The organism is Paenibacillus koleovorans NBRC 103111 (assembly GCF_004000845.1).
Classification (GTDB): domain Bacteria; phylum Bacillota; class Bacilli; order Paenibacillales; family NBRC-103111; genus Paenibacillus_AA; species Paenibacillus_AA koleovorans.
Genome location: NZ_BIMA01000048.1, coordinates 25,075 through 51,364, shown reverse-complemented (window position 1 = coordinate 51,364; position 26,290 = coordinate 25,075). Strand labels below are relative to the sequence as shown.

The window sequence follows — 26,290 nt, the reverse complement described above, 5'->3', positions numbered from 1 at the left end:
AAAATCTTGTGCCAACCTCAGCCGGCTTCCATCCAAGGCACAAGATTTTAAGAGCGATCGGAACCCAGCTGCCTGTCCTCCCCCCGCACCAACTAAACACCCACGCCCGCAACCAGCCTCGCTCCAACTCCGACCTGCCCTCCCCCGCACCAACTCAACACCCACGCCCGCAACCAGCCTCGCTCCAACCCCGACCTGCCCTCCCCACGCACTATCAGAACACCCACGCCAGTATCCATTCTGTACTCTATCGGAACCCAGCGACCTGCCCTCCCCCGCACCAACTCAACACCCACGCCCGCAACCAGCCTCGCTCCAACTCCGACCTGTCCTCCCCATGCACCAACTGAACACCTCCGCCGACATATTTTGCACCGCCCACACACCAAGTGTACACCCTCGCCTCATTCCCCGACAGAAGCGCACATGGCGCAACAATTGCCCCTGCCGGAGTCGAGCAAAGTACGGATTTTGCACTTACTTGGCCCGTTCGTTTATGGAATGATAGGGTCATCAAACGATAGAAGAGGTGACAACGAATGGACTCCGAGCGAAACCAAGCAGCCAGTCCCCCCGCTCCGCCGAGCATGCGGACGTCGACAGGCAAACCCGCGGGCAAGCCCCGCTTCCTGCAACTGCTAAAAAACAAAGAGCTGCTGATTCTCGCTTTGCCCGCTATTATTTACAAACTCATCTTTGCGTACATTCCGATGTACGGAGTCATCATCGCCTTTAAAGAATTTCGGTACGACAAGGGGATCTGGGGTAGCGAGTGGGTAGGGTTCGATAACTTCGAGTTTTTGTTCAAAACGGAATACGCCTGGCGAATTACGCGAAATACGATTTTATACAATCTCAGCTATCTAATCCTCACGACCATTTGCGCTTTAGCGATCGCGGTGCTGATGAACGAGCTGAGCCGCCGCTCCGTCAAGTTTCATCAGACGACCATGTTCCTGCCGCATTTCTTGTCCTGGATTCTCGTCGGGTATGTGGCCTACGCGTTCCTGGAGCATAGCCATGGGTTCGCCAACGTGATGCTGATCAAGGCCGGTTTGCCGCCGATATCGTGGTACAAAGAAACGTACGTGTGGCCGTACATCCTCAACATCGTGCATCTGTGGAAAGGAGTCGGGTTCTCGGCGCTGCTCTACTACGCGGCCATCATCGGGGTGAATCCGGAATATTACGACGCCGCCAAAATCGACGGCGCCTCCCGCTTCCAAATCGCGACGAAAGTGACCATCCCGATGATCGCGCCGCTCATCTCCATCCTGCTGATCCTGTCGCTCGGCGGCATCATTCACGGGGACTTCGGGCTTCACTATTTCGTGCCGAACCAGCAAGTCTCGACATTCACGTACCCGACGACGGATGTCATCGATACGTTCGTCCTTCGCGCCATCGGCGGTCTAGGCAACTTCGGGATGGCTTCCGCCGTAGGGTTCTACCAATCGTTCGTCGGCCTCGTGCTGATCGTCATCGTCAACCTGATCGTACGCAAGCTGGACGAAGAGAAATCGTTGTTCTGATTCGCCAAAAGAGAGGAGGAGCGACATGTCGCAACCGAACAAGAACGTCACGCTGTTCGATATTTTCAACAACATCTTCTTCATCCTGCTGAGCATTGGATTCGTCGTACCGATGTTGCTAGTAGTTATCGTCTCGTTGACCGATCAGCAATCGCTGCTGATGAACGGATACACATTCCTGCCGGAGAAATGGAGCGTAGATGCCTACCGCTACTTGCTCGGATCGCCGGATGCGGTCGTACGGGCGTACGGAGTAACGGTCTTCGTAACCGTAATCGGCACCATTGCCGCGGTACTGCTCGTGACAATGATCGGCTATTCCGTCAGCCGTCCGGATTTTGCTTACCGCCGGTTTATCGTCATTCTGTTCCTGATCCCGATGTTCTTTCACGGGGGACTGGTCCCGACTTACATTCTCGTCACCAAATATTTGCATTTGAAGGACACGCTGTTCGCACTCATTTTGCCCGGGTTGGTCAGCTCGTTCCATATTCTGATCATCAAGGGCTTCCTGACCAAAATGCCCTATGAAATCATCGAATCGGCCAAGGTGGACGGTGCAGGCGAATTCCGCATCTTCTTCCAGATCATCGTTCCGCTGTCCGCGCCGGTCATGGCCACGATCGGTCTGTTCACGGCTTTCGGCTACTGGAACGAATGGATGAACGGCTTGCTCTACATCGACAATCCGGCCTTCATCCCGCTGCAATTGCTGCTCGTACGCGTACTGCACTCCATCGAGTTCATCCTGGCGAGCATTCATTCGACCGGCGACAACAGCATACCGGGGCAATTGATCTCCATGAAGGATATGCCGGGAGAGCCGATCCGGATGGCGCTTGCCGTATTGGCCGGCGGACCGATGATGTTCATCTTCCCGTTTTTCCAAAGGTATTTCGTAAAGGGCCTCACAGTAGGCTCGCTGAAGGGGTAACGGGATGAACAGACAAACGGAATCCATAGGGTCGACGACGAATGTGGAAAAAACAGCAAAAATGACGCTTCATGCAGCGGAAGGAGCGTTATCGTTCGAAAGCCATGGAGTCAAGCTGGCAGGCGGGGTGCCGGAAGCGATGATCCTGGTCGGAACGGAAGAGACGGAATACGTCTGGAAACCGTTCGCAGGTACCGATACTGGCACCGGCTCCGCCAAGTACGACCAATCCCCGGTGACGACGCCGGGCGGCGAAGGCGTGGAGCATAGCTGGATCTGGAGCGAGCCGTCGGGTTTCCTATTCCAATGGATCGTCACGGAGCTGAAGGGAGTACCCGGCTTTACCGTGCGCGGCAGCTTCACCAACGGGTCGAACGAACCGGTAAGGCTGCGCAGCTTCACCTTGCTGGCCGCGCCGGCAGGCGGGGTCCGTTGCGAGGGAGAGCCGAGCGATTGGTTCCTCTCCTCGATGGCCCACGAGACCCGTATCGGCACCATGGGCGAGACGTTGCCGAGCTTGAACGACTGCATCATCGAGCGGTGGAAGGGCTACAACATGCCGGTCCCGTTCAAGCTGTCGGAGGATGCGAAAAACACGGATGGCCGCTACCGTTTCTACAGCGATTTCCTTACACTCTACACCGACCAAGGGAACAAAGGGATCACTTGGGCGGCCGTAGGCCCGCCGCGTGCGGATGTGGGATTCGAGTGCTGCGTGGACGACGGCGCGATGGCACTTCGGATCACGAGCCAGATGACGGATATCGTAGTCGACCCGGGCGAGGTGCGGCAGGCGCAAGAGGTGCTCGTCCTAGGCGGAGCTTACGCCGAGGTGTCGGAGACCGTGTTCCGCTGGCTCGCAGCGACGCACGGGCAGCGGACGCAGCAAGGCGCGAAGTTCGGCTGGTGCAGCTGGTACGATCTGATGGATAAGATTACCGAAGAAACCGTGCTGGCAACCGTGGCGGAAATTCGCGACAGAAGCGAGAGCTGCCCGTTCGATGTGATTCAGATCGACGACGGCTTTCAGCGGCAGGTCGGCGATTGGCGCCGGAACGACAAGTTCCCCGGCGAAGACTGGTCGACCGTCGTAGGTGCGATCCGCGGGACGGGAGCCGAAGCGGGCATTTGGCTGGCGCCGCTGGCCATCCATAACACGACCGAGCTGTTCGCCGAACATCCGGATTGGCTGCAGCGGGACCGGCAAGGCGAGATCAGCGGACAGGCTCATAATTGGGGAGCGACTTCGCACTGGCTCGATCCGACCAATCCCGGCGTAGAAGCTTGGCTGCGGCAGTTAATGACGGATATGCGGAACGAAGGATTCACCTACTTCAAGATCGATTTCAATACGATCGGGGGCGGGTGCCGCTTCTACGATTCCAAGAAGACTCGGCTGCAGGTGCATCGCGAGCTGTATCGCCTGTACCGGGAAGCGATCGGCGAACAATCCTATCTGCTCTCTTGCTGGGGCTTCAACCGCGGGGTGCTCGGGTATGCGGATGCCGTGCGCATCGGACCCGATTCCTGCCCGATCTGGAGCCACGCGCATCCGTGCACGCTGCTGGAAGCGATCCGCGCGACGGGCATGAACGCGGCAGCCAACGGCTTGCTGCTCGCTACCGATCCGGACGTGACCTACGTGCGGGTGCGCGAGCAAGTCGATCCGCCGGGCGGCGAAGAACGCTGGGGTCGGGCGATGCACGAGAGCGAGCTGCGTACGTGGCATAGCTTCGTCGGCTTGGCCGGCGGACTCGCCATCACCTCCGATCCGCTCGAGAAGGCGGATTGCCGCACGCCCCAAGCGGTGCGGATGATGGAAATTCTGAATCCGCCAGCACCGGAGAAGGGCGTATCGCTCCAAGGCGGCGTCGACAAGAACCATACTCGTTTCGGCTTTACGGCCGAACGGACGTGGGGCAAGTTCGCCTCGTTCCTGCTGTGGAACCCGGAGCAGGCAACCAGGCGATTGGAGCTGACTACAGCGGCGACCGGTCAGGTAGGAGAGCAGTTCCACCTGTGGTCGTTCTGGAACGAAACGTACTTGGGCGTGGTCGACGCCGATCATTCCGTGGAGCTGGCGCCGCATGAGCCCGCTTTGCTGAGGGCGACACCATGGTCGGCGCCAGGGGAGCCGCTGATCGTGGGATCTACCCTCCACATCTCGATGGGAGCGGCGGAGATCGGAGCGTTCCGCGCGAACGCCGACAGTGTCGAGCTGGAGCTGACAGCAGCCGGCGCGGAATCCGGTGCCGTCTATATATACAGCAAGCGGCAATTGGAGCTGTCGGCTGCAACCGGCTGCCGGGTCGGATCGCTGGAGCGGGTGGGGGCCACGGATGTGTGGCGGCTGTCCTTGCTGGACCGTCAGAGGTCCCAGCCGCAAGTCATCAAGCTGCAATGTCACGACTAACACAACATAACGAAAGAGGGATCGGTCATGGAGCTTCAGCAAATTCGCAAGATGGCACAACAAGTGAAAGAAAACATAAGCAAAGTCATCGTAGGCAAGGATGAGGTCGTCGAGCAGCTGCTCATTTCATTGCTTTCTTCCGGTCACGTGCTGCTGGAGGATGTTCCGGGCACAGGCAAGACATTGCTTGCCAAGACGTTAGCCGCCTCGCTGCAATGCGGGTTCAAGCGGATTCAGTTCACGCCGGACTTGCTGCCGAGCGATCTGAGCGGCATTAACTTCTTCAATCAAAAACAATCGGAATTCGAGTTCCGTCCGGGTCCGATCTTCACGAATATATTGCTGGCCGACGAAATCAACCGCGCAACGCCGCGTACCCAATCCAGCTTGCTGGAATGTATGGAGGAGCGGCAGATCAGTATCGACGGCGTGACCCGCAAGCTGGACCGCCCTTTCCTCGTTATCGCTACGCAAAATCCGGTCGAGAATATGGGCACTTTCCCATTGCCGGAAGCACAGCTGGACCGCTTCCTGCTGAAAATCCGCATGGGTTACCCGAATGCCGCCGATGGGATCTCCATCCTGAAGCGGTTCAAAGAGCAAAGTCCGCTTGAAACGATTCAAGGCGTAGTCGGTATTGATGAGCTGGTGGATGCGCAGGACAGCTATACGCGGGTTTCCGTGAGCGACGACTTGTACGTGTATTTGATAGAGCTGGTGGAACGGACGCGCAACCATCCGGATGTGGCGATCGGCGTCAGTCCGCGCGGTTCGCAATCGCTGCTGCGTGCCGTTCAGGTGAAAGCGACTCTGCAAGGACGCGACTTCGTCTCGCCGGACGATATCAAGCAGATGGCGAAGCCCGTGCTCGCGCATCGGATGGTCATGAGGCAATCGTCGCAGGCGAAGAACAAGGCGGAGGCCGTGCTGGACGCTCTGCTCAAGGAGATTCCGGTTCCGTCCGAGCAGCAATTGGTCCGAGGGTAACGCTATGGGCATTCATTGGTTCATCTTCCTGGCTTTCCTGATCGCCTACCTGCAGGGGAAGCTGTTCAAGCGATGGGGACTGTCCAAAATCGCGTATCACCGGCAGTTCAGCGTCAAATCGTGTTATGCGGGAGAAGAGCTCGAGATGGTGGAGCGGATCGTCAATCGCAAGCCGCTGCCGCTCCCGTGGCTCCGGCTGGAGGCGTTGTTCGACGCCTCGCTCGCCTTCGTCAGCCAGCGCCAGCTCGAGATCAGCGGCAGCGAGACGATGCAGAATCACAAGAGCTTGTTCTCCTTGCTTCCATACGGGCAGGTAGTTAGACGGCATAAAATCGTGGCGCGCAAACGCGGCTGCTACCGGATGGAAACCGTGTCGATGACATGCGGCGACATGCTCGGGCTGCATAAGACGGCCACGAAGGTGCAGATGGGCGCCGAGCTGATCGTGTACCCGAAGCCGGTGCCGTTCGAGGAAATTCCGCTGCCCTCGCATTCGTGGCAAGGCGATATTACCGTGCGCCGCTGGATCATGGAAGATCCGTTTATGATTCAAGGCGTGCGCGATTACCGGTACGGCGACACGATGAACATGATCAACTGGAAGGCTACGGCGCGCAGCAGCAGGCTGCAGGTACAGCAGCGCGACTTCACGGCCGACCATCGGTTGATGATCTATGTCAATTTCGACGTGACGGAGACTATGTGGAACGCCATTACCGATCCGGAGCTGGTGGAGCGGGGGATCGCCTACGCCGCTTCGATCGCGGAGAATGCGGTGTCCCAAGGCATCCCGACGGGCTTCGGCTGCAACGGCTCCTTGATCGATGCGCCCAAGCAGCCGGTGCGGGTAGCGGCGCAGTCGGGTCCGACGCATCTGACCGATCTGTTCGAGACGATGGCCAAGCTGATTATGGTCCGCAGCGATTCGATCGGCCAGTTCCTCGAGCAGGACGTGAACAGCGGTGTCAGCAACATGGACATCATCGTCATTACGGCGTTTGTCAGCGACGAGATGCAAGGGCTGATCGACCGGCTGCGCCTGCAAGGCAATGCGGTAGAGATCGTGCCGCTGACACAGGAGAAGGCGCATGATGAACTTAGCCCGGCAAACGGACAGACAGACAAGGAGGGGATGGACACATGGGCAAGCTGAAAGCGATCGTACTCGCGGGATTCCGGGGCTGCGTCGAGCTACTGCTGTATGCGCCGCTCCTGATCCAACTGGGCGTTCTGACCGTCCCTGACGACGGCCTGTTCTTATGGTGGTTCACCTTGCCTATCTACTATGTGGCCGGATATACGCTTCGCTCGCTGTGGCGCATTGAAACCCGGTTCGGCCTTACTGCACTGGGAGTCGTTATCGTCGGCGGACTGAGCTATGTTTTCTCAAGCGGCAGCATGCTGGCGCTGGTATCGGGCTTCGCGATCGGAGCGCTGCTGTACTACCGGGGCTCTCGGATGTCGCAGCTGCCTTGGAACATCACGTTCCCGATCCGTTTTTATTGGTTTGGATTGGTGACTTACGCCTATGGGTCGATCGCCTTTCCTTCCTTCGATTCGCTGAGCGGCTACAAGACGACGGTGTATTTGCTGGGCTTTGCGGCTCTTGCCGTAGCGCTGCTCGTCTCCAACGAGATGAATTTGAAGAACGAGACGTTGTCCGGCTCGCGCGAAGCGAAGCTGTCCCGTGGCGTCGTTTGGAAAAACCGTATCCTGATCCTGCTTGCGCTCGCGCTCGTTATGTTGATCGGCTCTTGGAAGGCGCTGGCCGGAGCGGTTACGGCTCTGAAGGAGAAGATCATCGCGCTATACCAGAGTCTGATCGACCGGATCATACCGAACAAACCTTCGGGCGGGGTTTCGGAGATGCCGACAGGCTCGGCGCTGGAGATCGGCCAGATTACGGCGGAAGAAACGGATCCTTCGGCATTCGTGCTGTTTTTGCAAAAAATGGGCTATTACGTGGTGGCCGCCATCTTAATCGGAGCCGTCATCTTCATCCTCTATCTGGGCATCCGGTTGCTGAGAAAGTGGATCAAACGTTTGGTAGCCTGGATGTCCGAGCGGATGAACAGGCGCGGCGATGACAACGACGGCGGTTTCGTGGATGAGAAGTCGAATGTGTTCGATTGGGACGCCCTTAAGAAGCAGTGGAGCGACTCGGCCAAGAGCGGCTGGAAGAAGCTGTTCGATCGCGAGCCGAAGTGGGAGCAGTTGAAGGACAACCGCGAACGTGTAAGGTTTCTCTACCGGATGAAGCTGCAGGAGTTTATGGGCGAGGGCTACCGTTTCGAATCGGCGAAGACGCCGGGCGAGGTTGGCTCGGATGTCGAGAGATGGCGCAAGGAAGCGTCGATACCGGCATGGAAAGCGCTGATCCCGCTCTATTACGAAGCGCGTTACGGTGACAAGGAATTGACTGGAGAGAAGCTGCGGGATGTAATTCAGCTTCGAGATTCAGGCAAACGATAAGCCAACGAAGCGAACGAGGAGGGCCTTATGAGAGCCATTCAGAAGCAAGGTCTAGGTCGGGCCGTGCTGGTCGACCTCTCCGATCCGGTTGCCGGGCCGGGTGAGGTGCTGGTGCGTGCGCGATACGCCGGGCTGTGCGCCTCCGATCTTCATAAGCTGTACCGGTCGAGCGGCGAAAAGGATGACGCGAACGGGAAGCTGGTGATGGGACACGAATGCTCCGGCGTCATCGAGGCGCTGGGAGCGGGCGTGGAGCGGTATCCGTTCACCGATCGCCCCATCCGTGTGGGAGACCGGGTGGCCGTCGATCCGCTGATTCCATGCCTGAGCTGCGAGAGCTGCGCCAGAGGGCAGTATATGATCTGCCCGAAGTTGTCGCATCTCGGCTTGTGGCGGGACGGCTGCTTCGCAGACAAGTTCACCGCTCCCGCAACGCGGTTGTACCCGCTGCCGGACGAGGTCGGCGATCTGGAGGGCGCGATGGCGGAGCCGCTGGCCTGCGCCTTGAACTTCGTCGACAAGGCCGCGCTGAAGTGCGGCGACACGGTCACGATTATCGGCGGCGGCGCGATCGGCCAGTTCGTGGCGCTGACGCTGCTCCACGCCTCGCCCGCGGCAGAGATCATCGTCTCCGAGCCGGTGCCGGCCAAGCGGGAGAAGCTTCGCGCCATGGGCATCCGGCATACGGTCTCGCCGATCGAGCGTTCGGTAGGTGACTATGTACGCGAGCTTACGGAAGGGCGCGGCAGCGATGTAGTGATCGAATGCGTCGGCACGGCCGGCGCGATCCAGGATGCGCTGTCCGCCACGCGGAGCCAAGGACGCTGCGTGCTGGGCGGGCTGCCGGAAGGGAAGCTGCCGCTCGACCTGCATCATCTGGTGTTCGGCGAGCTGGAAGTGCGGGGCGTGCTCGCGACCGATTGGCATTTTTCCCGGGCAATCCGGTTGATCGCCAGCGGCCGCCTGCCGGTTAGCCGACTTGTAGATCGAATCATTTCGCTAGAAGAGGTTCCCGAGGCGATGCGCCAAGCTCACGAGGGCAAGGATATCGGGAAAGTGGCAATCCGGATTGACGATAGCGGCAGATGAATTTCGGTAGAGGTGGAAGGGACGAGATGGGTACGTTTGACGCGGTGATAGCCAAATATTTGATTGAAACCCCTTACACACTGGAGCATGCGGCGGAGGTGATGGCCGGCGAGCAGTCCACGGGCACGTTCGTGGCGGTGCCGGGGGAGACGCCGGAGCTAAAGCGGAAGTTTGGCGCGCAGGTGTTGCACATCGAGGAGCTGGACGTTTACGACCGGCCCGCCCTCCCGGGGGCAAAGCCGCCTCAAGGCCATGACGGGCGATATCGGCGAGGCGAGGTGACTTTATCGTTCCCGCTCCATAACTTCGGTCCGTCGATTCCGAACTTGCTCGCTGCGGTGGCGGGGAATTTGTACGAGCTGCAGGAATTTTCCGGGCTGCGCCTGATCGACTTGGAGCTGCCTGAAGCGTTCGCCTTCGCTTACAAGGGACCTCAGTTCGGGATCGACGGCACGCGCAGACTGGCTGGTGTCCACGGCCGCCCGATTATCGGTACGATAGTCAAGCCCAGCATCGGGCTATCCATAGAGGAGCTCAGTTCGCTAGTCGAGGAATTGGCGCTCGCCGGTCTCGATTTTATCAAGGATGACGAGCTCAATGCCAATCCTCCCTATGCGCCGCTGGAGCTCAAGGTCAAGGCGGTGATGCAGGCGGTCGAGAAAGTGGCGGACCGTACGGGCACAAAAGCGATGTATGCCTTCAACATTACGGGCGATATCGACGAAATGGAGCGGCATCACGAGCTGGTCGCGAAGCACGGGGGGACCTGCGTGATGGTCAGCCTGAATAGCATCGGGTTCGCCGGACTGGCCCATCTGCGCAAGTATTGCGCGCTGCCCATCCATGGACATCGCAATCAGTTCGGCATGCTGACCCGCTCGCCGCTGCTCGGCATGGAGTTCAAGGTGTATCAGCTGCTGGCTCGATTGGCCGGCGCCGACCATCTGCATGTCAATGCGCTGAACAGCAAGTTCTACGAGAGCAACGAATCGGTCATTCGCTCGGTGAAGGCGATGAAGCAGCCGCTGTTCGGAGGGAACCTCGCCATGCCGGTGCTGTCTTCCGGCCAATCCGCCCTCACGGCGGAGCCTACTTATCGCACACTCGGCACATACGACCTGATGAACATTGCCGGGGGCGGCATACTGGCGCATCCTCAAGGCGCTCGTGCCGGCGTCCTCAGCATGAAGCAAGGCTGGGAAGCCGCGATGTTGGGTATACCCGCGGAAACCTATGCGCTTACCCATCCGGAGCTGCAGAGCGCGTTTCTCAAATTCAAGAAGCAGTAAGGCAAGGAGAAGATGCGCATGTCGCAATGGTTGCTTAGCTTTTACGGCGACGATTTTACCGGATCTACCGACTCCATGGAGGCGCTGGCCCTGCATGGAGTTAAGACTGTTTTATTCCTGGATGTGCCGCCGCGAGACATCATAGCGGAACGATTCCCGGATGTCCGGGCGATCGGCGTCGCCGGCATCAGCCGCTCGCTTGCGCCGGTGGAGATGGAGCGGGAGCTTTGCCCTTTATTCCGCAAGCTGGCCGAGCTCCGAACCCCGATCGTCCATTACAAAATGTGCTCGACCTTCGATTCATCGCCGGAAATCGGCAGCATCGGCCTGGCAATCGACATCGGCTGCGAAACGTTTGACGGTCCGTTCGTGCCCTTGCTTGTGGGGGCGCCGGCGTTGAAACGGTATACGCTGTTCGGGCATCATTTCGCCTCGATCGGGGACACGGCTTATCGGCTCGACCGCCATCCGGTCATGTCCGAACACCCGCTCACGCCGATGGACGATTCGGATTTGCTGCTGCTGCTTGGCAGGCAAACATCACGGAAATCCGGGCTTGTCGATATTATCGCGCTTCAGGCAGATGGCGGCGAAGTGAAGATGAAGACGGATCGGCTTGTTCAGGACGGAGCGGAAATCGTGTTGTTCGACGTGCTGGATGAGGAAAGTTTGCTGAAGACGGGCGAGCTGATCTGGCATGCCGCCCAAGACAAGCCGCTGTTCACCGTTGGCTCCTCCGGCGTCGAGTACGCACTCGGCGCGCACTGGCAGTCGGAAGGGCGGATCGAGAGGAAGGCGGCGTTCGCTGAGGCGGGAGCCCCCGGCCCTGCAGACGCGATGCTGGCCTTATCGGGCAGTTGTTCTCCCGTAACCCGGCAGCAGCTGGAATACGCGATGGATCATGGATTCACCGGGCTTCAGGCGGATGCCGTCAAGCTGATGGATCCCGATACGGCCCGGCTGGAGCGAGCCCGATTGTTCGAGGAGGCTTCCGCTTTGCTGAGTGCAGGCGGGAGCGTTGTTGTGTACACGGCATTAGGACCGCATGACGACTCGATCGCCGCTGTAAAGGATTACTTGAAGCGGGAAGGCTTGGCCGAATCGGAAAGCAGCAGGAAGATCGGCATCCAGCTCGGTTTGTTGTGCCGCGAGCTCGTTGAAGAACTGAGTATACGCAGGGTGTTGGTCGCCGGAGGCGATACATCCGGTTATGTGACGAAGGAATTGGGCGTGTTCGCGCTGGAGACGATCATTCCGATCGCTCCCGGCGGTCCGCTGTGCAAAGGGTATTCCGACCATCCGCATTTCGACGGAATCGAGCTTGCGTTGAAGGGCGGACAAGTCGGGAGGTTCGACTATTTCATTCGAGTGCTGCAGGGTGGAGCTTAGTAAAGGAGAGGTACAAGATGAACATTGCCTTGATCGGCGCCGGCGGCAAGATGGGCGGCCGCATTACCGACAACTTAAGAAATTCCGAGTTCCGGCTGAGCTATGTGGAGGTTTCGGAAAAAGGTCTGCAGCGTCTACAGGAGAAAGGACTGGCTGCCACTCCGCAAAACGAGGCGCTCCGCATCGCGGACGCTGTCGTGCTGGCCGTTCCCGACGTGCTGATCGGCCGAATTGCCGCAGACATCGTCCCGCAGCTGAAGCCGGGCGCTATGGTGATCGTGCTCGATCCGGCGGCGGCGCATCTGGGACAGCTGCCTGAACGCAGCGACGTGACGTATTTTGTCACCCATCCTTGCCATCCGCCCGTCTTCAACGACGAGACGACGCTGGAAGCGAAGCGGGATTTCTTCGGGGGGATACAGGCCAAACAAGCGATCGTATGCGCCTTGATGCAAGGTCCTGAGGCCGATTATGCGAAGGGGGAAACGATCGCCGTCCGCATGTACGGGCCTGTTCTCCGTTCGCATCGGATTACGGTCGAGCAGATGGCGATTCTGGAGCCGACGATGGCGGAGACGATCGGGGCGGCGGCGGCAATGTTTCTGAAGTCCGCCATGGACGAGGCTGTAAGGCGAGGTGTTCCGCCGGAGGCCGCTCGCGACTTCATGCTCGGCCATATCAACATCGAGCTGGCGATAGCCTTCGGGGAAGCGGGCAATCCGTTCTCGGACGCCTGTCAGGTGGCTATGGAATACGGCCGAGGCTATTGGCTGAAGGACGGATGGAATGCGTTGTTCGAGCCGGACAGCGTGAAGGAGCAAATCCGGCTGATGCTGAACCCGGGGAAGGAGCCCGCACGATGATTATCGACGTTCATGCGCATATGGGCTATGACCGGGTGTTCGACGAGGATTTCACGGAGCGGGAGCAATGGGACAAGAAGGAGCAGTTCGGCATCGACTTTACGATCGTGCAACCCGCGCTCGTGCATACGCTCGAGGAAGTGGTCCGGCAGCATGACGACATCGCCGCGCTTTGCCGCAAGCACCCCGACCGATTCGCAGGCATGGCCAATCCGAACCCGCATTTGCCGGATGCCGCTTACGAGCGGGAAGTGCGTCGCTGCGTGGAAGAGCTTGGTTTCGTCGGCATCAAAATCCATACGTCGGCGCATGCGGTTAGTCCGGCCGGAAGAGACGGCCTGCGGGTGTTCGAGCTGGCTCGTAAGCTGGACGTACCGGTGATGGTCCATACCGGAGCAGGCATTCCGTTCGCCAACCCTAGCAATCTAATTCCGGTCGCGCAGCGGTTCCCGGACGTGAAGATCATTCTCGCGCACTGCGGGATGATGATCATGGCGGGGGAGACTTACATTACGATGAAGGATTACGACAATGTGTACGCCGACATCACTTGGACCGGAGGATTCCTGCTGCGCCACTGGATTCACGAGCTCGGCGCTCACCGGTTTCTGTTCGGCACCGATCATGCGGACAATACGGGCACGGAGCTGGCCAAGATCCGCACGAGCGGCCTAACGCCGGAAGAGCAGGACTGGGTGCTGTTCAAAGCGGCTTTGCAAGTGTACCGGCTGTCGATTCAAGCTGGATAAGGAAGGAGGGATTGGGCTATGTGGAAAGTCGGCCTAGTAGGCACCGGCTATTGGTCGGAGAAACATCTGCACGCGTGGCGGCGTATTCCGGGCGTTCAAGTTGTCGCGCTGTGCAACCGCTCCGTAGGGAAAATGCTGGATCGCGCCCAAGCATTCGGCATCCCGGAAAGTGCCTGTTATACGAGCATCGATGCGATGCTGGCGGAGGCGGAGCTGGATATCGTCGACATCGTCACCGGACCGGAGACGCATCTGGAGTTTGTGGAGAAAGCGTCGGCCGCAGGCAAACATATCATGTGCCAAAAGCCTTTCGCTCGTTCGCTCGAGGAGGCCGAGAGGATGGTGTCGGTCACCAAAAAGGCAGGCGTGCGCTTGATGGTCACGGAAAATTGGCGGTGGCTGCAGCCTTTTCAAACGATAAAACATGTCATCGAATCGGGCACGCTCGGCCGGATTCATACAGCGCGTTATATGCATTCGGATTTCTACACGACGCGCATGGCGCCGGACAAGTCGATTCCTCAACCTTTTTTCCGCGCTATGCCGCATTTGCTTTTCTATGAGATGGGGGCGCATTGGTTCGATACGTGGCGGTTCCTGTTCGGTGAGCCGAGTCGGCTGTATGCGGTTTTGACGTCGGTCAGCCCTTATGTCGTGGGGGAAGACGGCGGCGTCGTGACTTTGGGGCATGAGCATTTCTACGGGACGCTCGATATGAGCTGGTCGACCCGGCGCGAGCTGCAAGGCACTCCGGGCGACGAGGTGAAGGCGAATCATAAGGAATCGTTCCTGATCGAAGGGGATAAGGGGACGATAAGGTACGGCGCCTCGGGTCAAATCACCGTCATCGACAACGAAGGCGCTGTGTCCGTCGTGGCGGAAAGCACGGAATTGGATCATGAGGAGAGCCATTACCGGCTGCAGTCCCATTTCATCTCCTGCTTGAACGACGGTACCGCGTTCCAGACGAGCGGCGAGGACAATTTGCGGACGCTGCAATTGATTTTCGCCACCTATGAGAGCGCTCGGGAGCATCAAGTCATTCCGATTGGATTCGAAACGCCGTAGGACTGCATTTCGCGTACCCTTTGAACGCCCGGCTGAACGCATGAATCGTCGAATAGCCGAGCTGGTCGGCGATGTCCTGCACGGAATGGTAGGGGGACTGCAGCATCAGCTTGGCGCGTTCCATCCGGAGCTGCTGGTGGTACTGGATCGGCGTCAACTGGAACATCTGCTTGTATAGGTGAATCAAATAAAACTTGCTGATGTGGAACCGGTCGGCAAGCTCATCCAGCTTCAGGCTGCGATGCACGTTGTGATCGATATAGGTGCGAATTTGCGAGAGGAGCTCCAACTGCCCCTCGCTTTTTATTTTGCTGCCGTAATATTGCTCCCGCATCAGCTGGGCGAGGAGATCGAGCAGCACGCTTTTGACCCGAAGCTCGTAATAGGGAGGTTTGGTCTCGAATTCACGGATCAGCTCGAACAAAGCTTGCTCCAGGGGGAGCGGGTCGGCCGGGCGGAAATGCGGCGGGATGCGGTACGGCTCCTTGTCCAGCTCGACGGGGCGGAACCAGCCGCGCTCCTTGGCCGTCATCCGGTCAGGCGTCTTGAACGAAATGCCGACCTCCGGGCTGTCCGCCTGCTCATACAGATCGAAGTGCACATGCGGCTGGCGGATGCGGGACACGTCTCCATGGACGCGAATCGAATGTCGCTGGCCAGGTTGGAAAAAGAAAAAGTCGCCGGCGATTCCGATATAGTTGCAGCTCTCGATCCTAACCTCGAGCTGTCCTTCCATCAGGTATAGCAGCTCATAATCCCAAATGACACGCTCGGGCACCGTCCATGAAGGATCCAAAACGCTATCTATCGCCAATCGGATGTAGGGGGATAGTTGATTGATATGCATGCTTAGCCACCTCAGCAATAATTGATAAACAAATTCGCAACATGAGGTAATCGTTATGCGCTCTCCCCATTATATACTAGGTTCAGAGTTCACAATAATAGGAGAGTTGAGGTGGGTGTTATGCTGCATCAGCAAGGGCTTGGACTGGGCTTGTCTTCGGCGCCGCTCGTGACGAGTGCGCGGAGCCGTTCGATATCGGCGGAGAACCCGAAAGGCGAGAAGGGGCAAGGCGGCAAGGAAGCCAGCAATTTAGGCGTCGCCCGCAAGGGGAGGCCGTGCATTACGTTGAAGTCCGGCGAGGAAGTGGTGCTGGTGGATATTGACGGACCGGGAGTGATTCAGCATTTCTGGATCACCGTGACCGATAAGACCGGCAAAGGATTCCCCGGTCAATACGTGCTGCGCGATCTGGTGCTCCGCATGTACTGGGACGGCGAGGCGGAGCCTTCGGTCGAAGTGCCGCTTGGCGATTTCTTTTGCAACGGCTTCGGGATCCGCACCAATGTAAGCTCGTTGCCGATCACGGTGCTGCCAACCGGCGGGATGAACTGCTACATTCCGATGCCGTTCCGGAAGTCGGCGCGAATTACGATCGAGAACCAGCACGCGGTGGACATCGGCGGATTTTTCTACACGTTCAACTACACGCTCGTCGACGAGCTGCCGGACAACGCCGCCTACTTCCATGCGCAGTGGCGCCGCGAAGCGGTAACGGAGCTGGGCAAGGACTATACCATTGTCGATCAGATCAAAGGGGCGGGCCAGTATATCGGCACGTACTTGGCCTGGGCGGCGCTGGAGCGGAACTGGTGGGGCGAAGGCGAAATCAAGTTCTTCATGGACGGCGACGAGGAGTGGCCGACGATTTGCGGCACCGGCACGGAGGATTACGTAGGCGGCGCCTGGTGTTTCGCCAACACGCGGACGGGCGAGCCCGAATCGTATTCGACCGCGTACCTCGGGTACAAGTACTATAAAGAAACGACGGAGATCGACCCTTGGTACGGTCACCAAGTACCGCTGCACGGCATGTATCGCTGGCATCTGCCCGACCCGATCCGGTTCGAGAGCGATCTGCGCGTCACGATTCAGCAAATCGGCCATGACCATAGTCGGCTGTTCGAGCGATCTGACGACGTTTCGTCCGTAGCGTACTGGTATCAGATGGAGCCGCATAACCCGTTCCCCGTTTTGCCTACGGTGGAGAAGAGGTGGCCGCGGTAAGGATGAGAGCCATTTAGCCCATGTATAACCTCCTTTCGTCTACGGGCAAAACGACCCGATCGGCGGAATGAGGTTATTTGTTTTCGTGACCATTTAAGTTGACTCTTCAGAGGTAATACATTACGATTGCAATGTAATACATGGATAAGGAGGAATTACTCGCATGTCCAAACTGGTATCAGGCAAGTTAACAAGCAAAGGTCAGTTGACCATACCTGTAGAACTAAGAAACAGTCTCAACCTCGAGGAAGGTGACAGGCTGGAATTTGAGCTTGACGAAGAGGGGAACATTTCATCCATTAAACCGAGAAAAAAGCGGCCGTTGAAAGATGTCATCGGTATTCTGAGAGATGAGACGGATCCCCGGCTTCAATTGGACCTGAGTGAAGAAAATAAAGCGGTAAAAAAGCATGTTCTGGAGAACTATATTCGATCCATGGAGAATCAATAAATGAATGTTTTGGTCGACACCAACGTTATTGTTCGATTGCTCGTGCAAGACGATTTAAAGCAACTAGGCGAACTCGTCAATCTACTAGATACCGGAAAAATAAATCTCGTGGTTACTCCTTTTGTCGTCATTGAATCCTGTTGGGTGTTGAAATCACGCTATCAAATTCCGAGCAGCGCCATTGCTAAAGCATTGCTGGCTTTTTTGCAATCGGATGAAGTGATGAATGAGGATTCTTATATAGAAGAGGCGCTTGAACGGTTTGCCGAAAAAAATGTGGACATCCTTGATGCCTATCTGTCTGTTCGCTCGAAAAGCTTGAAAATCCCGGTCCTTACATGGGATAAAGATTTTCGTAAATTGGATTGCGAATTCTACACTCCCACTGAGTTAAACTAGCAATTCATTGACCGACTTATCCCGTTTCGCTACAATAAACCTTATTGAATGCGATGAAAAATGAGGGAACCGGTTATGATCGACTTAGGCAACAAAATCAAGAAGCTTCGAACGGAGCAAAACCGAAGCTTGGCGGATATAGCCGACGTGTGCGGCTTTTCGAAGAGCCTGCTCTCCAAAATCGAAAACGGCAAAACGATCCCGCCGATCGCCACGCTGATGAAAATCGCGGATGCGCTAGGCACGAAGGTGTCGATCCTGCTGGATGATCAGCGTCAGGCGGGCACGATTCATACGACGCGGGATCGGGTAGCGGCCGGGTTGACGAAGACGGAGAAAGGGTACTCGTTTTTCCCGTTCGCCGTCGAGCGAGAGGACAAGCTGATGCAGCCGTTCCTGTTCGTCTCGCGCCGGGAGGAGAACGATAGCCGGAATACGTACAGCCATGACGGGGAGGAATTTATTTTCCTGCTGGAAGGCGAGATGCGCTACAAGGTCGGCCAGAGCGAGTTCACGCTGCAGCCCGGGGACAGCCTATATTTCGATTCCATAGAGAAGCATTCCTTGCAGCCGATTACCGACGAGGTCAAGTACATCGCGGTGTTCACGCAGGCGAAGGTGGGCGGAGGCGAGCGAAGGCAAGCGGTAGAAAGCAGAGATTAATCGATAGGCACTTAGTTGGGCAATGTCATGAAGCTAAGCCCCGACACAAGACCGGGATAAAATGGAATCCGAAATGGCATGGGAAACAGCCTTGTGGAACCGTCCTCTAGGACGGTTTTGTGATTTGATTAGAGAGTATAAGTTCTTCTGGCATACGTGCATCAGCAGCCAGAGAACAGTTTGAATAGTAAACATTCGTTGCCGGCCAATAGATGCGCTAATTGTGAACAAAGTGAGCTTCTCACCATGTTTGCGGACACAGAAGCCCTTATTTTGCGGAAAAGAGAGTAGTGGAAGGCAAAATGGAACAAATAAGGGCATCTGAGTCCGCCAAGAAAGGGGTAGAGCCCGCATTGGAGGAAATAAGGTCCTCTGTGTCCGCACAGGATCTGGCTTCGCTTCCGAAAGTAACGCCATGAACGAAAGCAGAACCGAGGGGGCAGGAAGAGGGAGTGGAGAAGCGAAGCGTCCGCCTTTGAAATCTTGGCCCCACCTCCAATAAAACCTAATCAAGGGCCATGCTTTCAACAACGGTCGGAACCCCTCTTCCTGCACTCCCCGCCCCAACAGAACACATACGCCAGAGGACCTGATCGGTGTCTTGCCGATCAGGTTTTTCATATTCATGAATCTTTCGAAAGTTCACTCTTTTTCCGAATCTCTTCATTACTTAAAAATGATGAAAAAGTGCAAATTCCGATCATATACTACAACGTTATCAACAAATAAGATAATGAATGACTCACATAAAATACAAAAAGGAGGAATCGCAGCATGTACAAAGTTTTCCAAAAAGGCAAATCGACGTTTAGCTGGCTATTGTCCGTCATGTTGATATTTTCGATGATGCTCAGTGTTTTGCCGGTTATGACGGAAGAAGCTTCGGCCGCTTCGGAGCCAGCAGGCGTACAAGATTTTTTTGCCCCTGCTCAAAGTTCAGGCAGCATGACAGTGAAGCTACATCCAACAGAAGTTGTAGGGGCAGGAACGTCAACTCTAGTTACTTTCGGTATTCCGTTTACAAGGGGTTCGGTGAAAGAACAGCAGCTTGATCAAGTGAGAGTATTGAAAAACGGGGTGGAAATTCCTGCCTATGTAGAGCAGCTCACTCCATGGCGTCATGCTACTGCTTCTAATATCGATAATGAATCCGTGCGGATTGCCCGTATTCAGATTCATTACACGTTCGCTGAAGTGTATCCCGGCTATGAAGAAATTACAGTCGAATGGGGACTTCAGCCGCGCCAATTAAACGTAAGCGCTTTCGAAGATCCGCGTACCGCGTGGCATAAAGTCACAGCAGGGACCTTTATAGAAGCGGATAACGTTCTCGAGCCTGATGTTTATGCGGTGCTGCCTAAGGACATCATGAGCGATGGAGCGATAAGGCCGCATCTGATGACCCCTATGGCTGACAGCGTCCCGTTAACGAGACAAGATCCGCTGACGGTGAAATCGCAGCTTCAAATGGATGAATATTTTGCCTATGATCATTCTTCCGTTAACAATTTTTATACGGCTATCAACGAAGATGATCCGAAAGAAACCCGTTTAATGAATTACAAAACGGTGGGAGACGTATGGCTTTTTGATCGTTCGTCGACCATGTTTGTAACTTATATGCGCAGCGGGTCGTTCAAAATGTTGCGCGAAGCGGTTCGCAGCACGGAATTTTACCGGACGAAACTAAACTCGAACGGAACGTTTTCTTTGCGGACAAGCGCTATGTACAGCACCAATGAAAATCTTGCATACTCGCACTGGCTTACAGGGGATAACGTTACGCGAGGCGACATTGCCAAAATTGTAAACGCTTATAACGGATCCGCTCATAAATGGAGCCCTGAGTTAGGCTTCTGGACGGAACGGATCGTCGGTCTGAAGCTACTGGCCAACGTTGTTGCTTATGAAGTGTTGGGAGACGCGGCATATAAAGACACGATGCAGGATATTGTGGATTCGCTGATCTGGCATCAAAATGGAGCGGACGGACAAATTCCAGCCGATCGTGTGGACGGCGGATTGTACCACACAGCCGCGCAGCATAGTGAAGGGATGCCTGGAACGATTGCCTCTCCATGGATGTCTGTATTTATCAATGACGCGGTAGTTCGTGCTTATGCCTTCACTGAAAGACAAGATATTCCGCAGTTTGTAATACGGCTGGCCAATTTCTTAAAGGTTGCAAGCAAGACTACGGCAACAGGCGATGTTTGGGCTGAAAATCCGCCGTATGCAACTAGTCCGCATAGTTATTCAAGCGTACATCCGGGAGCGCTTATATTCCCCGATTACATGACGAATATCGATGGGACAAGCAATCTTCGTTGGTCGGATGACGTGGAGCACGCGATCGATGTGGCCGGCGCCGTAGCATGGGCTGCATATTTCTCGAAAATGTCGGGAACCCCAGACCATGATCTAGTAAGGCTTGCAAACAGGTTGTACAATACTTACGAAATCGGAATTAATTATTGGATTCTTCCTTTAAGCGCTCATCCGGGAACATACGTTTTCAGGGTAACTCCACCTCGCAAATACAGCTGGCAGCTGAGGACGACAGGCCAGTTCTCTTGGATTATGGAGCAAATGGGCGGCAGGTTTCCAAACGGCAATAATTACGCTCATGTACCTTATACGCCTGATGCGCCTGTTACGACATATGCATTTGCAGAACCGAAAACGGGGATTGTACAACTGGAGTTTGACGTTACGCCGCTTGCAGACAATGTGAGTGGACATATAGCGTTCAACTCGGCGAATTCCGTCATGAGCTTCTCTGGAGATCGCAGAATTAACATGATACTCGGAACGAACGGCAAAATCTCAGCCAACAACAATACAGTAACATCGGCCGTTTATGATATTCCGTACGTCAAGGATCGGACTTATCATTTTGAAGTGACGATCGACACGGCCACTAAAAAGTATAGCGCTAAGGTCGATGGTCAACCTCTTGCCGATAATTACGTTTTCCGCAGCAATGCGGCATTAGTAAATAATAATGTCGGCGTCATGGGTGTTGTTGCCCTTGAAGGCAGCTTCAATGTGACGAACTTCAGCGAGAAGCTGATCGGACTCGTAGACAACGACAAGATTGGAATGAACGAGCAGAATAACCCAGCTGTCGTCGATGGAGTCAACGTATACTCCGTAGGCCCGACGCACAAATTCAAGAAGGTGCAGGATGTCGTGGCGCTGTTGCAGCCGGGGGACATCGTAGAAGTCGATGGGGATGCGGTTTACCCGGCTCCGATATTTATTGGCCAAGGGAACAAGGGAACGAAAGAACAACCGGTTACGATCAGAGGCTTGACCCAAAATGGCAAAAAACCGGTCCTCAAAACCTTGAACGCGCTTAATATGGTTGAGATCGGTGCCGACAACGTTGTATTCGATAACTTTGAAGTGATCGGCAATTTGGCCGAAGTACTGACGAGATTCCCAGGCGTTCAATACGACAACATTATGTCGCAGACAGGCACGGTAAGAACGAATATTTCCAATCAAACCGTATATCGCGCCATCTTCCACAAGGCCGACAATCTGGTTGTCCGAAACAGCGTGATCCACGACGCCAGAATGGGCATATTGGGAGCCGACTTCGGATCGGGCAGCATTACGGTGGAATACAACGAAGTATACCGCAATGGAACAAACGGGGGCCATCATAACTTGTATTTGGCCGCCGATGAGGCCCTTCATCCGGACTCCGTAGCGAGAGTGCAATATAACTATATTCATGACTCGAATACAGGGAACGGTCTGAAAACAAGGGCACTCCGCAACGAAGTGTACTTCAACTGGTTTGAGAACAACTTCTATCAAAGCTTGGAGCTTATCGGTCCTGATCCGGACTTTGGCAAGATCACGGACGGCGGGGTTGAAAAGTACTCCTTCAAATCCGCTGAAGAACTAAGAAAGACGAACTCTGAATATGGAGAGCTGTTCCAGAGGGAAGATTCGGATGTCGTGGGCAACGTTATTGTTCATACCCAAGGCTCGCTCGTTCGTGTAGGCGGCGACGGGACATCGGATTTATCCGAGTATACAAGCAAAGTCGGACCGTCCTTCGGCCAAACTTATGGACGATATCGTTTTGTAAACAACACGTTTGTTCATTACATGAACGATACAGATGCAACAACTACGCCGATGCAGGCGATCCGCATTGAATTTGGCGTAGAGAGCGTTGAAATGTACAACAACGTGTTCTATAAGCCGGAAGGCAGACCGATGATCATCGTCTCGGAAAATACGGACCCTACGTCAATCAATATGGCGAATTGGGCATCCGGCAGCAGACAGGTAACGGGAGCGAATAACTGGGTTCAAACCGATGCACTAGGTGTCCCTGATCAGAGTGAATGGAAAGGCACAATTACAGGGTCGAATCCGGGCTTCATCGATGTCAGCGCTGCTGTGAAAAACTTCAAGCTCACTGACAGCAGCCCGTTAGCAGGGGCAGGTATTGGCATTAACCAAACCGTCGCTACTTGGGGTGACTGGCACAATACGTTGTATGACTATCCTGTTCCATGGCCGACCGCTGGATACGATATGAGCACTTATGTCGGGTTGCCAGTGCCTACGGATAACCAGGATAACGAATTCCCGAATCCGTTGATGAGCGTTGCTTATGATGCGGTTAATCCAACGAATAGGGCAATTTCAACACGCGAGGATGTTGGGAAACTTTCCATTGGCGCCTTCGGCAAGGTCAAACCGATTATTGACAATGGCGGCGGTAACGGCAGTGGCGGCAGCATTCCTGTAGGCAATGGAAATACCGGTAACAATGATTATTCGGTCGATGCAGGTCAATCGAACGGAGCGACATTAACGATTGCTAAGCCGGTTGTTGATGGTAAATCCGCAACGGTTGCGATTACCGAGCAAATGGCGGACGCGATTCAAAAGACCATTAGCGGGCAAGGTTCTTCCAGCAAGCCTAAAGCGGTCGAAATCAATCTCGTAGCGGTTGATGGCGTAGAGGCATACGAAGTTCAACTATCCGACCAGGTGCTGAACATGATCCTGGCGAGCGGGGCTGACGTATTTAAGGTAAGCTCTCCTCAAGGCACACTGAACATGGACACGGGAGCCCTTAAGAACATTCAAGTGAATAAAGGCGACACCGTAGCTATGTCCATTTCCCAGGTTGCAGCAGGAGATCTATCCGAGGCGGCGAAAGCAGCCATAGGAGACAGACCTGTTATCGATGTTAACTTAACTGTAAACGGAGTAAAAGTGAACAGCTTCGGCGAAGGCTATCCGTTGACCATTAGCATTCCTTATGATGCCAATTCAGTCGAAGATGCCAATGCACTTTTTGCAGCCTACGTGAAGGACGATGGTTCCGTTGAGGTCGTTAAGGCCTCCGGTTATGATCCAGTTTCAAAAGTAATGACCATCAAGCTCAATCATCTGAGCAAGTATGCGGTTGCCTATAAAGGGTTGACATTTACGGATGTAGCCAACGACTGGTCCAAGCCTTATATTTCGTTCCTTGCGTCGAGAGGCGTTATTGACGGTGTAGGCGGCGGGAAGTTTGAACCTAGCCAAAATGTAACCAGAGCTCAATTTTTGAAGATGCTTACTTACGCGTTTGATGCTGTGAAGCTTGATGGATTGAACGGTCAAAGCTTCAGCGACGTCATCGCAGGAAGCGTATATGAGCAACCGATTAACTGGGCAGTTAAAAACGGTGTGACGTTGGGCTTGGCGCCAGGAGTGTTCGGGATCGATGAGTACATCACCCGTGAGCAAATGGCGACGTTCGTGCACAGGTTCGCAAGTACTTTGAACATAAGCTTGACGCAGTCCAATGCCGCAGAGTCGTTTAAAGATGCAGGTCAAATTTCGGGTTACGCGAAGGATGCGGTAACGAGCCTGCAGCAATCCGGAATTATCAACGGCAAAGACAACGGCCTGTTTGACCCGCAAGGGAATGCGACACGCGCCGAGTCGGCCAAGATGATTGGCGAGCTTGTAACGCGCATCATTAACTAACACATTTAAAGCTCCGTGATAATACGACTCAAAGGAGCCAAGCGGCTTGAACCCGCTTGGCTCCTTTTCTTGTATATCACGCCGGTACATCAACTAAGAAATACATTGCCGGAGCGGAGGAAATCATGTAGGATAGTATTATTCAACATAGTTGAACGATATGAAACAATATTAATTAGCATTGAAGGAGAGGAGTACGGTTCTATGAACGAAAGAATCCAGTACAACTTCGAGTATGAGCGCAAGCTCCGGATTTGTTTCATTGGCGCGGGCGGCCATTCTTACCGCAACGTGTATCCGACGTTCCAGTATGCTCCGGTCGATCTGGTGGCGATCTGCGACCGGAACGGCGAGCGGGCGGCCGAGTATGCGCGGCAATTCGGTGCCAAGGCCCATTACACGGACCACATCGAGATGCTGGAGAAAGAAAAGCCGGACGCGGTCTTCATCGTCACCGCCTATCATCCCGACGGCCGCGTACAGGCCACGGATCTCGCGCTGGATGCGCTCAAGCTCGGCGTCCATGTCTGGATGGAGAAGCCGACGGCGGCGTGCTGCGAGGAAGTGCGGCAGCTGATGGCGGCGAGCGAGTCGAGCGGACGCTTCGTGATGACGGGGCTCAAGAAGCTGTTTTTTCCCGCTATAGTCAAGGCTCGAGACATAATTAGCAGTCCCGAATTCGGTCGTCCATCCCAGATCTATATCCGCTATCCGCAGGGCATGCCGCCCTTCGAGGAGCGCGCGCAGCTGAATCGGGTCACGAGCCTAGTGGACCATATTTTTCACCCCGGCGCGATCCTGCACTACATGATGGGCAAGGTCGGCCAAATGAGCTACGAATGGGAGCCGTTCAACGGCGGCTCGATCAGCAGCTTCCGCTTCCTGTCCGGTGCGGTGGGGACGCTGCATATGGCGGCCGGCGCTTCGGGCAGCAGCCCGCTGGAGCGGCTCGAGATCATCGGCGAAGGAGCGAACGTCATCGTCGAGAATGGGGTCAAGCTGACGTATTACCGCAGAGCGGCCCGTCCTGCTTACGGCCGGTCGGCGAGCTTTCTCGTCGCGGACGAGGAGGCGCCTTTATACTGGGAGCCGGAGTTTTCGCTCGGGCAGCTGTACAACAAGAACATTTTCTACTTGGGCTATGTGCCGGAGGTGCTGCATTTCTGTGAGAGTGTGTTAACCGGCCAGCCGCCGCAAAAAGGGACGCTCGACGATTCGCTGGAAATCGCCAAGCTGCTCGAAGTGTACCGGGGGACGCCGGCAGGTACGTATGCGGTAGTGAACGAGTAAACAAAGGAGCGTGTATACACACATGGCAACCATAACCGATTTGCGTCAACAAGACCCTTCCCGTCTGCTCGAGATGGATTGGGGCAAAATCCAATGGCTGTGCGGCCAGGAGATCGACCCCGAGAGCGAGATGACATTCGGCATGGTGTACATCCATGCGGGACAGAGCAATCCGAGGCATACTCATCCGAACTGTGAGGAGCTCATCTTCGTACTAACGGGGGAGTGCGACCATACGCTCGGCGACGAGGTGTTCCACTTGGAGCCGGGCATGATGCTGCGCATTCCGCGGGGAGTGCCGCACAATGCAACCGCGACAAGCTGGGAGCCCTGCCGCATGATCATCACCTACTCCGCTCCCGACCGGCAGACGATTGGGGAGTAAGCTCTCGGAGGACTCTCGGAGGGCTCTCGGAGGGATCTCGTAGGGATCTCGGAGGGCTCTCTGAGGGCTCGCGGGTGGTCGCTATTCGTCCGGGGAGCGGCTTGCTGGCTGCCAATTGACCGACTTGCAAAGCGATAACGCTACGAAAACACCTTATTTCGCACATCCGCCACTTTTCCGCCCAAATAGCGATATGGCATCACCTTATTCCGACTAAAAAGTCACTACGCGATG

Annotated in this window: 20 protein-coding genes; 19 read left to right on the top strand and 1 reads right to left on the bottom strand. The window is 55.6% G+C overall.

Going from position 1 to position 26,290, the window contains the following annotated elements:
- The first annotated feature begins 539 nt into the window (after positions 1 to 539).
- Genes PKO02S_RS17110 through PKO02S_RS17055 form a run of 12 tightly spaced genes read left to right on the top strand, consistent with a single transcriptional unit; the run spans position 540 to position 14,785 of the window.
- On the top strand, positions 540 to 1,532 hold the full coding sequence (locus PKO02S_RS17110; protein WP_127585034.1) for an ABC transporter permease: 993 nt from the start codon (positions 540 to 542) through the stop codon (positions 1,530 to 1,532).
- 25 nt (positions 1,533 to 1,557) lie between these two features.
- Positions 1,558 to 2,466, top strand: a complete 909-nt coding sequence (locus PKO02S_RS17105) for a carbohydrate ABC transporter permease (protein ID WP_127585032.1) — start codon at positions 1,558 to 1,560, stop codon at positions 2,464 to 2,466.
- A 4-nt stretch (positions 2,467 to 2,470) separates the two neighbouring features.
- Positions 2,471 to 4,879 carry a glycoside hydrolase family 36 protein gene (locus PKO02S_RS17100; RefSeq protein WP_127585030.1) on the top strand — a complete coding sequence of 803 codons (2,409 nt, stop codon included), beginning with the start codon at positions 2,471 to 2,473 and terminating at the stop codon, positions 4,877 to 4,879.
- A 27-nt stretch (positions 4,880 to 4,906) separates the two neighbouring features.
- Positions 4,907 to 5,866 carry an AAA family ATPase gene (locus PKO02S_RS17095; protein WP_127585028.1) on the top strand — a complete coding sequence of 320 codons (960 nt, stop codon included), beginning with the start codon at positions 4,907 to 4,909 and terminating at the stop codon, positions 5,864 to 5,866.
- A gap of 4 nt (positions 5,867 to 5,870) precedes the next feature.
- Positions 5,871 to 7,019 (top strand): DUF58 domain-containing protein, encoded by a 1,149-nt coding sequence (locus PKO02S_RS17090; RefSeq protein WP_127585027.1) that lies wholly within the window; start codon positions 5,871 to 5,873, stop codon positions 7,017 to 7,019.
- Positions 7,007 to 8,338: a hypothetical protein gene (locus tag PKO02S_RS17085; protein WP_127585025.1), complete on the top strand. Its 1,332-nt coding sequence runs from the start codon at positions 7,007 to 7,009 to the stop codon at positions 8,336 to 8,338. The genes PKO02S_RS17090 and PKO02S_RS17085 overlap by 13 nt, the downstream gene beginning before the upstream one ends.
- A gap of 27 nt (positions 8,339 to 8,365) precedes the next feature.
- The gene (locus PKO02S_RS17080) at positions 8,366 to 9,427 is read left to right on the top strand and encodes a zinc-dependent alcohol dehydrogenase (protein WP_127585023.1); all 1,062 of its coding nucleotides are present in this window, start codon (positions 8,366 to 8,368) and stop codon (positions 9,425 to 9,427) included.
- Positions 9,428 to 9,453: 26 nt separating this feature from the next.
- Positions 9,454 to 10,716: a ribulose-bisphosphate carboxylase large subunit family protein gene (locus PKO02S_RS17075; RefSeq protein WP_127585021.1), complete on the top strand. Its 1,263-nt coding sequence runs from the start codon at positions 9,454 to 9,456 to the stop codon at positions 10,714 to 10,716.
- Between the two features lie 18 nt (positions 10,717 to 10,734).
- Positions 10,735 to 12,105 carry a four-carbon acid sugar kinase family protein gene (locus PKO02S_RS17070; protein ID WP_246067096.1) on the top strand — a complete coding sequence of 457 codons (1,371 nt, stop codon included), beginning with the start codon at positions 10,735 to 10,737 and terminating at the stop codon, positions 12,103 to 12,105.
- Positions 12,106 to 12,122: 17 nt separating this feature from the next.
- A complete protein-coding gene (locus PKO02S_RS17065) occupies positions 12,123 to 12,968 on the top strand; it encodes a phosphogluconate dehydrogenase C-terminal domain-containing protein (protein ID WP_127585017.1) in 846 nt (281 codons plus the stop codon).
- A complete protein-coding gene (locus tag PKO02S_RS17060; RefSeq protein ID WP_127585015.1) occupies positions 12,965 to 13,717 on the top strand; it encodes an amidohydrolase family protein in 753 nt (250 codons plus the stop codon). Before PKO02S_RS17065 ends, PKO02S_RS17060 begins: the two co-directional genes overlap by 4 nt.
- 18 nt (positions 13,718 to 13,735) lie before the next feature.
- The gene (locus PKO02S_RS17055) at positions 13,736 to 14,785 is read left to right on the top strand and encodes a Gfo/Idh/MocA family protein (RefSeq protein ID WP_127585013.1); all 1,050 of its coding nucleotides are present in this window, start codon (positions 13,736 to 13,738) and stop codon (positions 14,783 to 14,785) included.
- On the opposite strand, the gene PKO02S_RS17050 is transcribed toward PKO02S_RS17055, so the two are convergent.
- The gene (locus tag PKO02S_RS17050) at positions 14,757 to 15,632 is read right to left on the bottom strand and encodes a helix-turn-helix transcriptional regulator (RefSeq protein ID WP_127585011.1); all 876 of its coding nucleotides are present in this window, start codon (positions 15,630 to 15,632) and stop codon (positions 14,757 to 14,759) included. The two genes, PKO02S_RS17055 and PKO02S_RS17050, sit on opposite strands and share 29 nt — an antisense overlap.
- A gap of 120 nt (positions 15,633 to 15,752) precedes the next feature.
- Between PKO02S_RS17050 and PKO02S_RS17045 the strand changes: the two genes are divergently transcribed.
- From PKO02S_RS17045 to PKO02S_RS17015, 7 genes are all read left to right on the top strand, one after another.
- Positions 15,753 to 16,856: a glycoside hydrolase family 172 protein gene (locus tag PKO02S_RS17045; protein WP_127585009.1), complete on the top strand. Its 1,104-nt coding sequence runs from the start codon at positions 15,753 to 15,755 to the stop codon at positions 16,854 to 16,856.
- A gap of 163 nt (positions 16,857 to 17,019) precedes the next feature.
- Positions 17,020 to 17,307, top strand: coding sequence for an AbrB/MazE/SpoVT family DNA-binding domain-containing protein (locus PKO02S_RS17040; RefSeq protein WP_127585007.1), 288 nt, complete (start codon positions 17,020 to 17,022; stop codon positions 17,305 to 17,307).
- A complete protein-coding gene (locus PKO02S_RS17035; protein ID WP_127585005.1) occupies positions 17,308 to 17,706 on the top strand; it encodes a type II toxin-antitoxin system VapC family toxin in 399 nt (132 codons plus the stop codon). It abuts the gene before it with no gap.
- A gap of 75 nt (positions 17,707 to 17,781) precedes the next feature.
- On the top strand, positions 17,782 to 18,369 hold the full coding sequence (locus PKO02S_RS17030) for a helix-turn-helix domain-containing protein (RefSeq protein ID WP_246067094.1): 588 nt from the start codon (positions 17,782 to 17,784) through the stop codon (positions 18,367 to 18,369).
- Positions 18,370 to 19,143: 774 nt separating this feature from the next.
- Complete coding sequence (locus PKO02S_RS17025; protein ID WP_127585002.1) at positions 19,144 to 24,381, top strand: S-layer homology domain-containing protein; 5,238 nt, start codon at positions 19,144 to 19,146, stop codon at positions 24,379 to 24,381.
- Positions 24,382 to 24,585: 204 nt separating this feature from the next.
- The gene (locus PKO02S_RS17020; protein ID WP_127585000.1) at positions 24,586 to 25,671 is read left to right on the top strand and encodes a Gfo/Idh/MocA family protein; all 1,086 of its coding nucleotides are present in this window, start codon (positions 24,586 to 24,588) and stop codon (positions 25,669 to 25,671) included.
- 22 nt (positions 25,672 to 25,693) lie between these two features.
- Positions 25,694 to 26,056 (top strand): cupin domain-containing protein, encoded by a 363-nt coding sequence (locus PKO02S_RS17015; RefSeq protein WP_127584998.1) that lies wholly within the window; start codon positions 25,694 to 25,696, stop codon positions 26,054 to 26,056.
- The last annotated feature ends 234 nt before the right edge of the window (positions 26,057 to 26,290 follow it).

Coding starts and splice junctions, on each gene's coding strand:
- PKO02S_RS17110 (WP_127585034.1), top strand. CDS start 540: ATGGACTCCGAGCGAAACCAAGCAGCCAGTCCCCCCGCTCCGCCGAGC.
- PKO02S_RS17105 (WP_127585032.1), top strand. CDS start 1,558: ATGTCGCAACCGAACAAGAACGTCACGCTGTTCGATATTTTCAACAAC.
- PKO02S_RS17100 (WP_127585030.1), top strand. CDS start 2,471: ATGAACAGACAAACGGAATCCATAGGGTCGACGACGAATGTGGAAAAA.
- PKO02S_RS17095 (WP_127585028.1), top strand. CDS start 4,907: ATGGAGCTTCAGCAAATTCGCAAGATGGCACAACAAGTGAAAGAAAAC.
- PKO02S_RS17090 (WP_127585027.1), top strand. CDS start 5,871: ATGGGCATTCATTGGTTCATCTTCCTGGCTTTCCTGATCGCCTACCTG.
- PKO02S_RS17085 (WP_127585025.1), top strand. CDS start 7,007: ATGGGCAAGCTGAAAGCGATCGTACTCGCGGGATTCCGGGGCTGCGTC.
- PKO02S_RS17080 (WP_127585023.1), top strand. CDS start 8,366: ATGAGAGCCATTCAGAAGCAAGGTCTAGGTCGGGCCGTGCTGGTCGAC.
- PKO02S_RS17075 (WP_127585021.1), top strand. CDS start 9,454: ATGGGTACGTTTGACGCGGTGATAGCCAAATATTTGATTGAAACCCCT.
- PKO02S_RS17070 (WP_246067096.1), top strand. CDS start 10,735: ATGTCGCAATGGTTGCTTAGCTTTTACGGCGACGATTTTACCGGATCT.
- PKO02S_RS17065 (WP_127585017.1), top strand. CDS start 12,123: ATGAACATTGCCTTGATCGGCGCCGGCGGCAAGATGGGCGGCCGCATT.
- PKO02S_RS17060 (WP_127585015.1), top strand. CDS start 12,965: ATGATTATCGACGTTCATGCGCATATGGGCTATGACCGGGTGTTCGAC.
- PKO02S_RS17055 (WP_127585013.1), top strand. CDS start 13,736: ATGTGGAAAGTCGGCCTAGTAGGCACCGGCTATTGGTCGGAGAAACAT.
- PKO02S_RS17050 (WP_127585011.1), bottom strand. CDS start 15,632: ATGCATATCAATCAACTATCCCCCTACATCCGATTGGCGATAGATAGC.
- PKO02S_RS17045 (WP_127585009.1), top strand. CDS start 15,753: ATGCTGCATCAGCAAGGGCTTGGACTGGGCTTGTCTTCGGCGCCGCTC.
- PKO02S_RS17040 (WP_127585007.1), top strand. CDS start 17,020: ATGTCCAAACTGGTATCAGGCAAGTTAACAAGCAAAGGTCAGTTGACC.
- PKO02S_RS17035 (WP_127585005.1), top strand. CDS start 17,308: ATGAATGTTTTGGTCGACACCAACGTTATTGTTCGATTGCTCGTGCAA.
- PKO02S_RS17030 (WP_246067094.1), top strand. CDS start 17,782: ATGATCGACTTAGGCAACAAAATCAAGAAGCTTCGAACGGAGCAAAAC.
- PKO02S_RS17025 (WP_127585002.1), top strand. CDS start 19,144: ATGTACAAAGTTTTCCAAAAAGGCAAATCGACGTTTAGCTGGCTATTG.
- PKO02S_RS17020 (WP_127585000.1), top strand. CDS start 24,586: ATGAACGAAAGAATCCAGTACAACTTCGAGTATGAGCGCAAGCTCCGG.
- PKO02S_RS17015 (WP_127584998.1), top strand. CDS start 25,694: ATGGCAACCATAACCGATTTGCGTCAACAAGACCCTTCCCGTCTGCTC.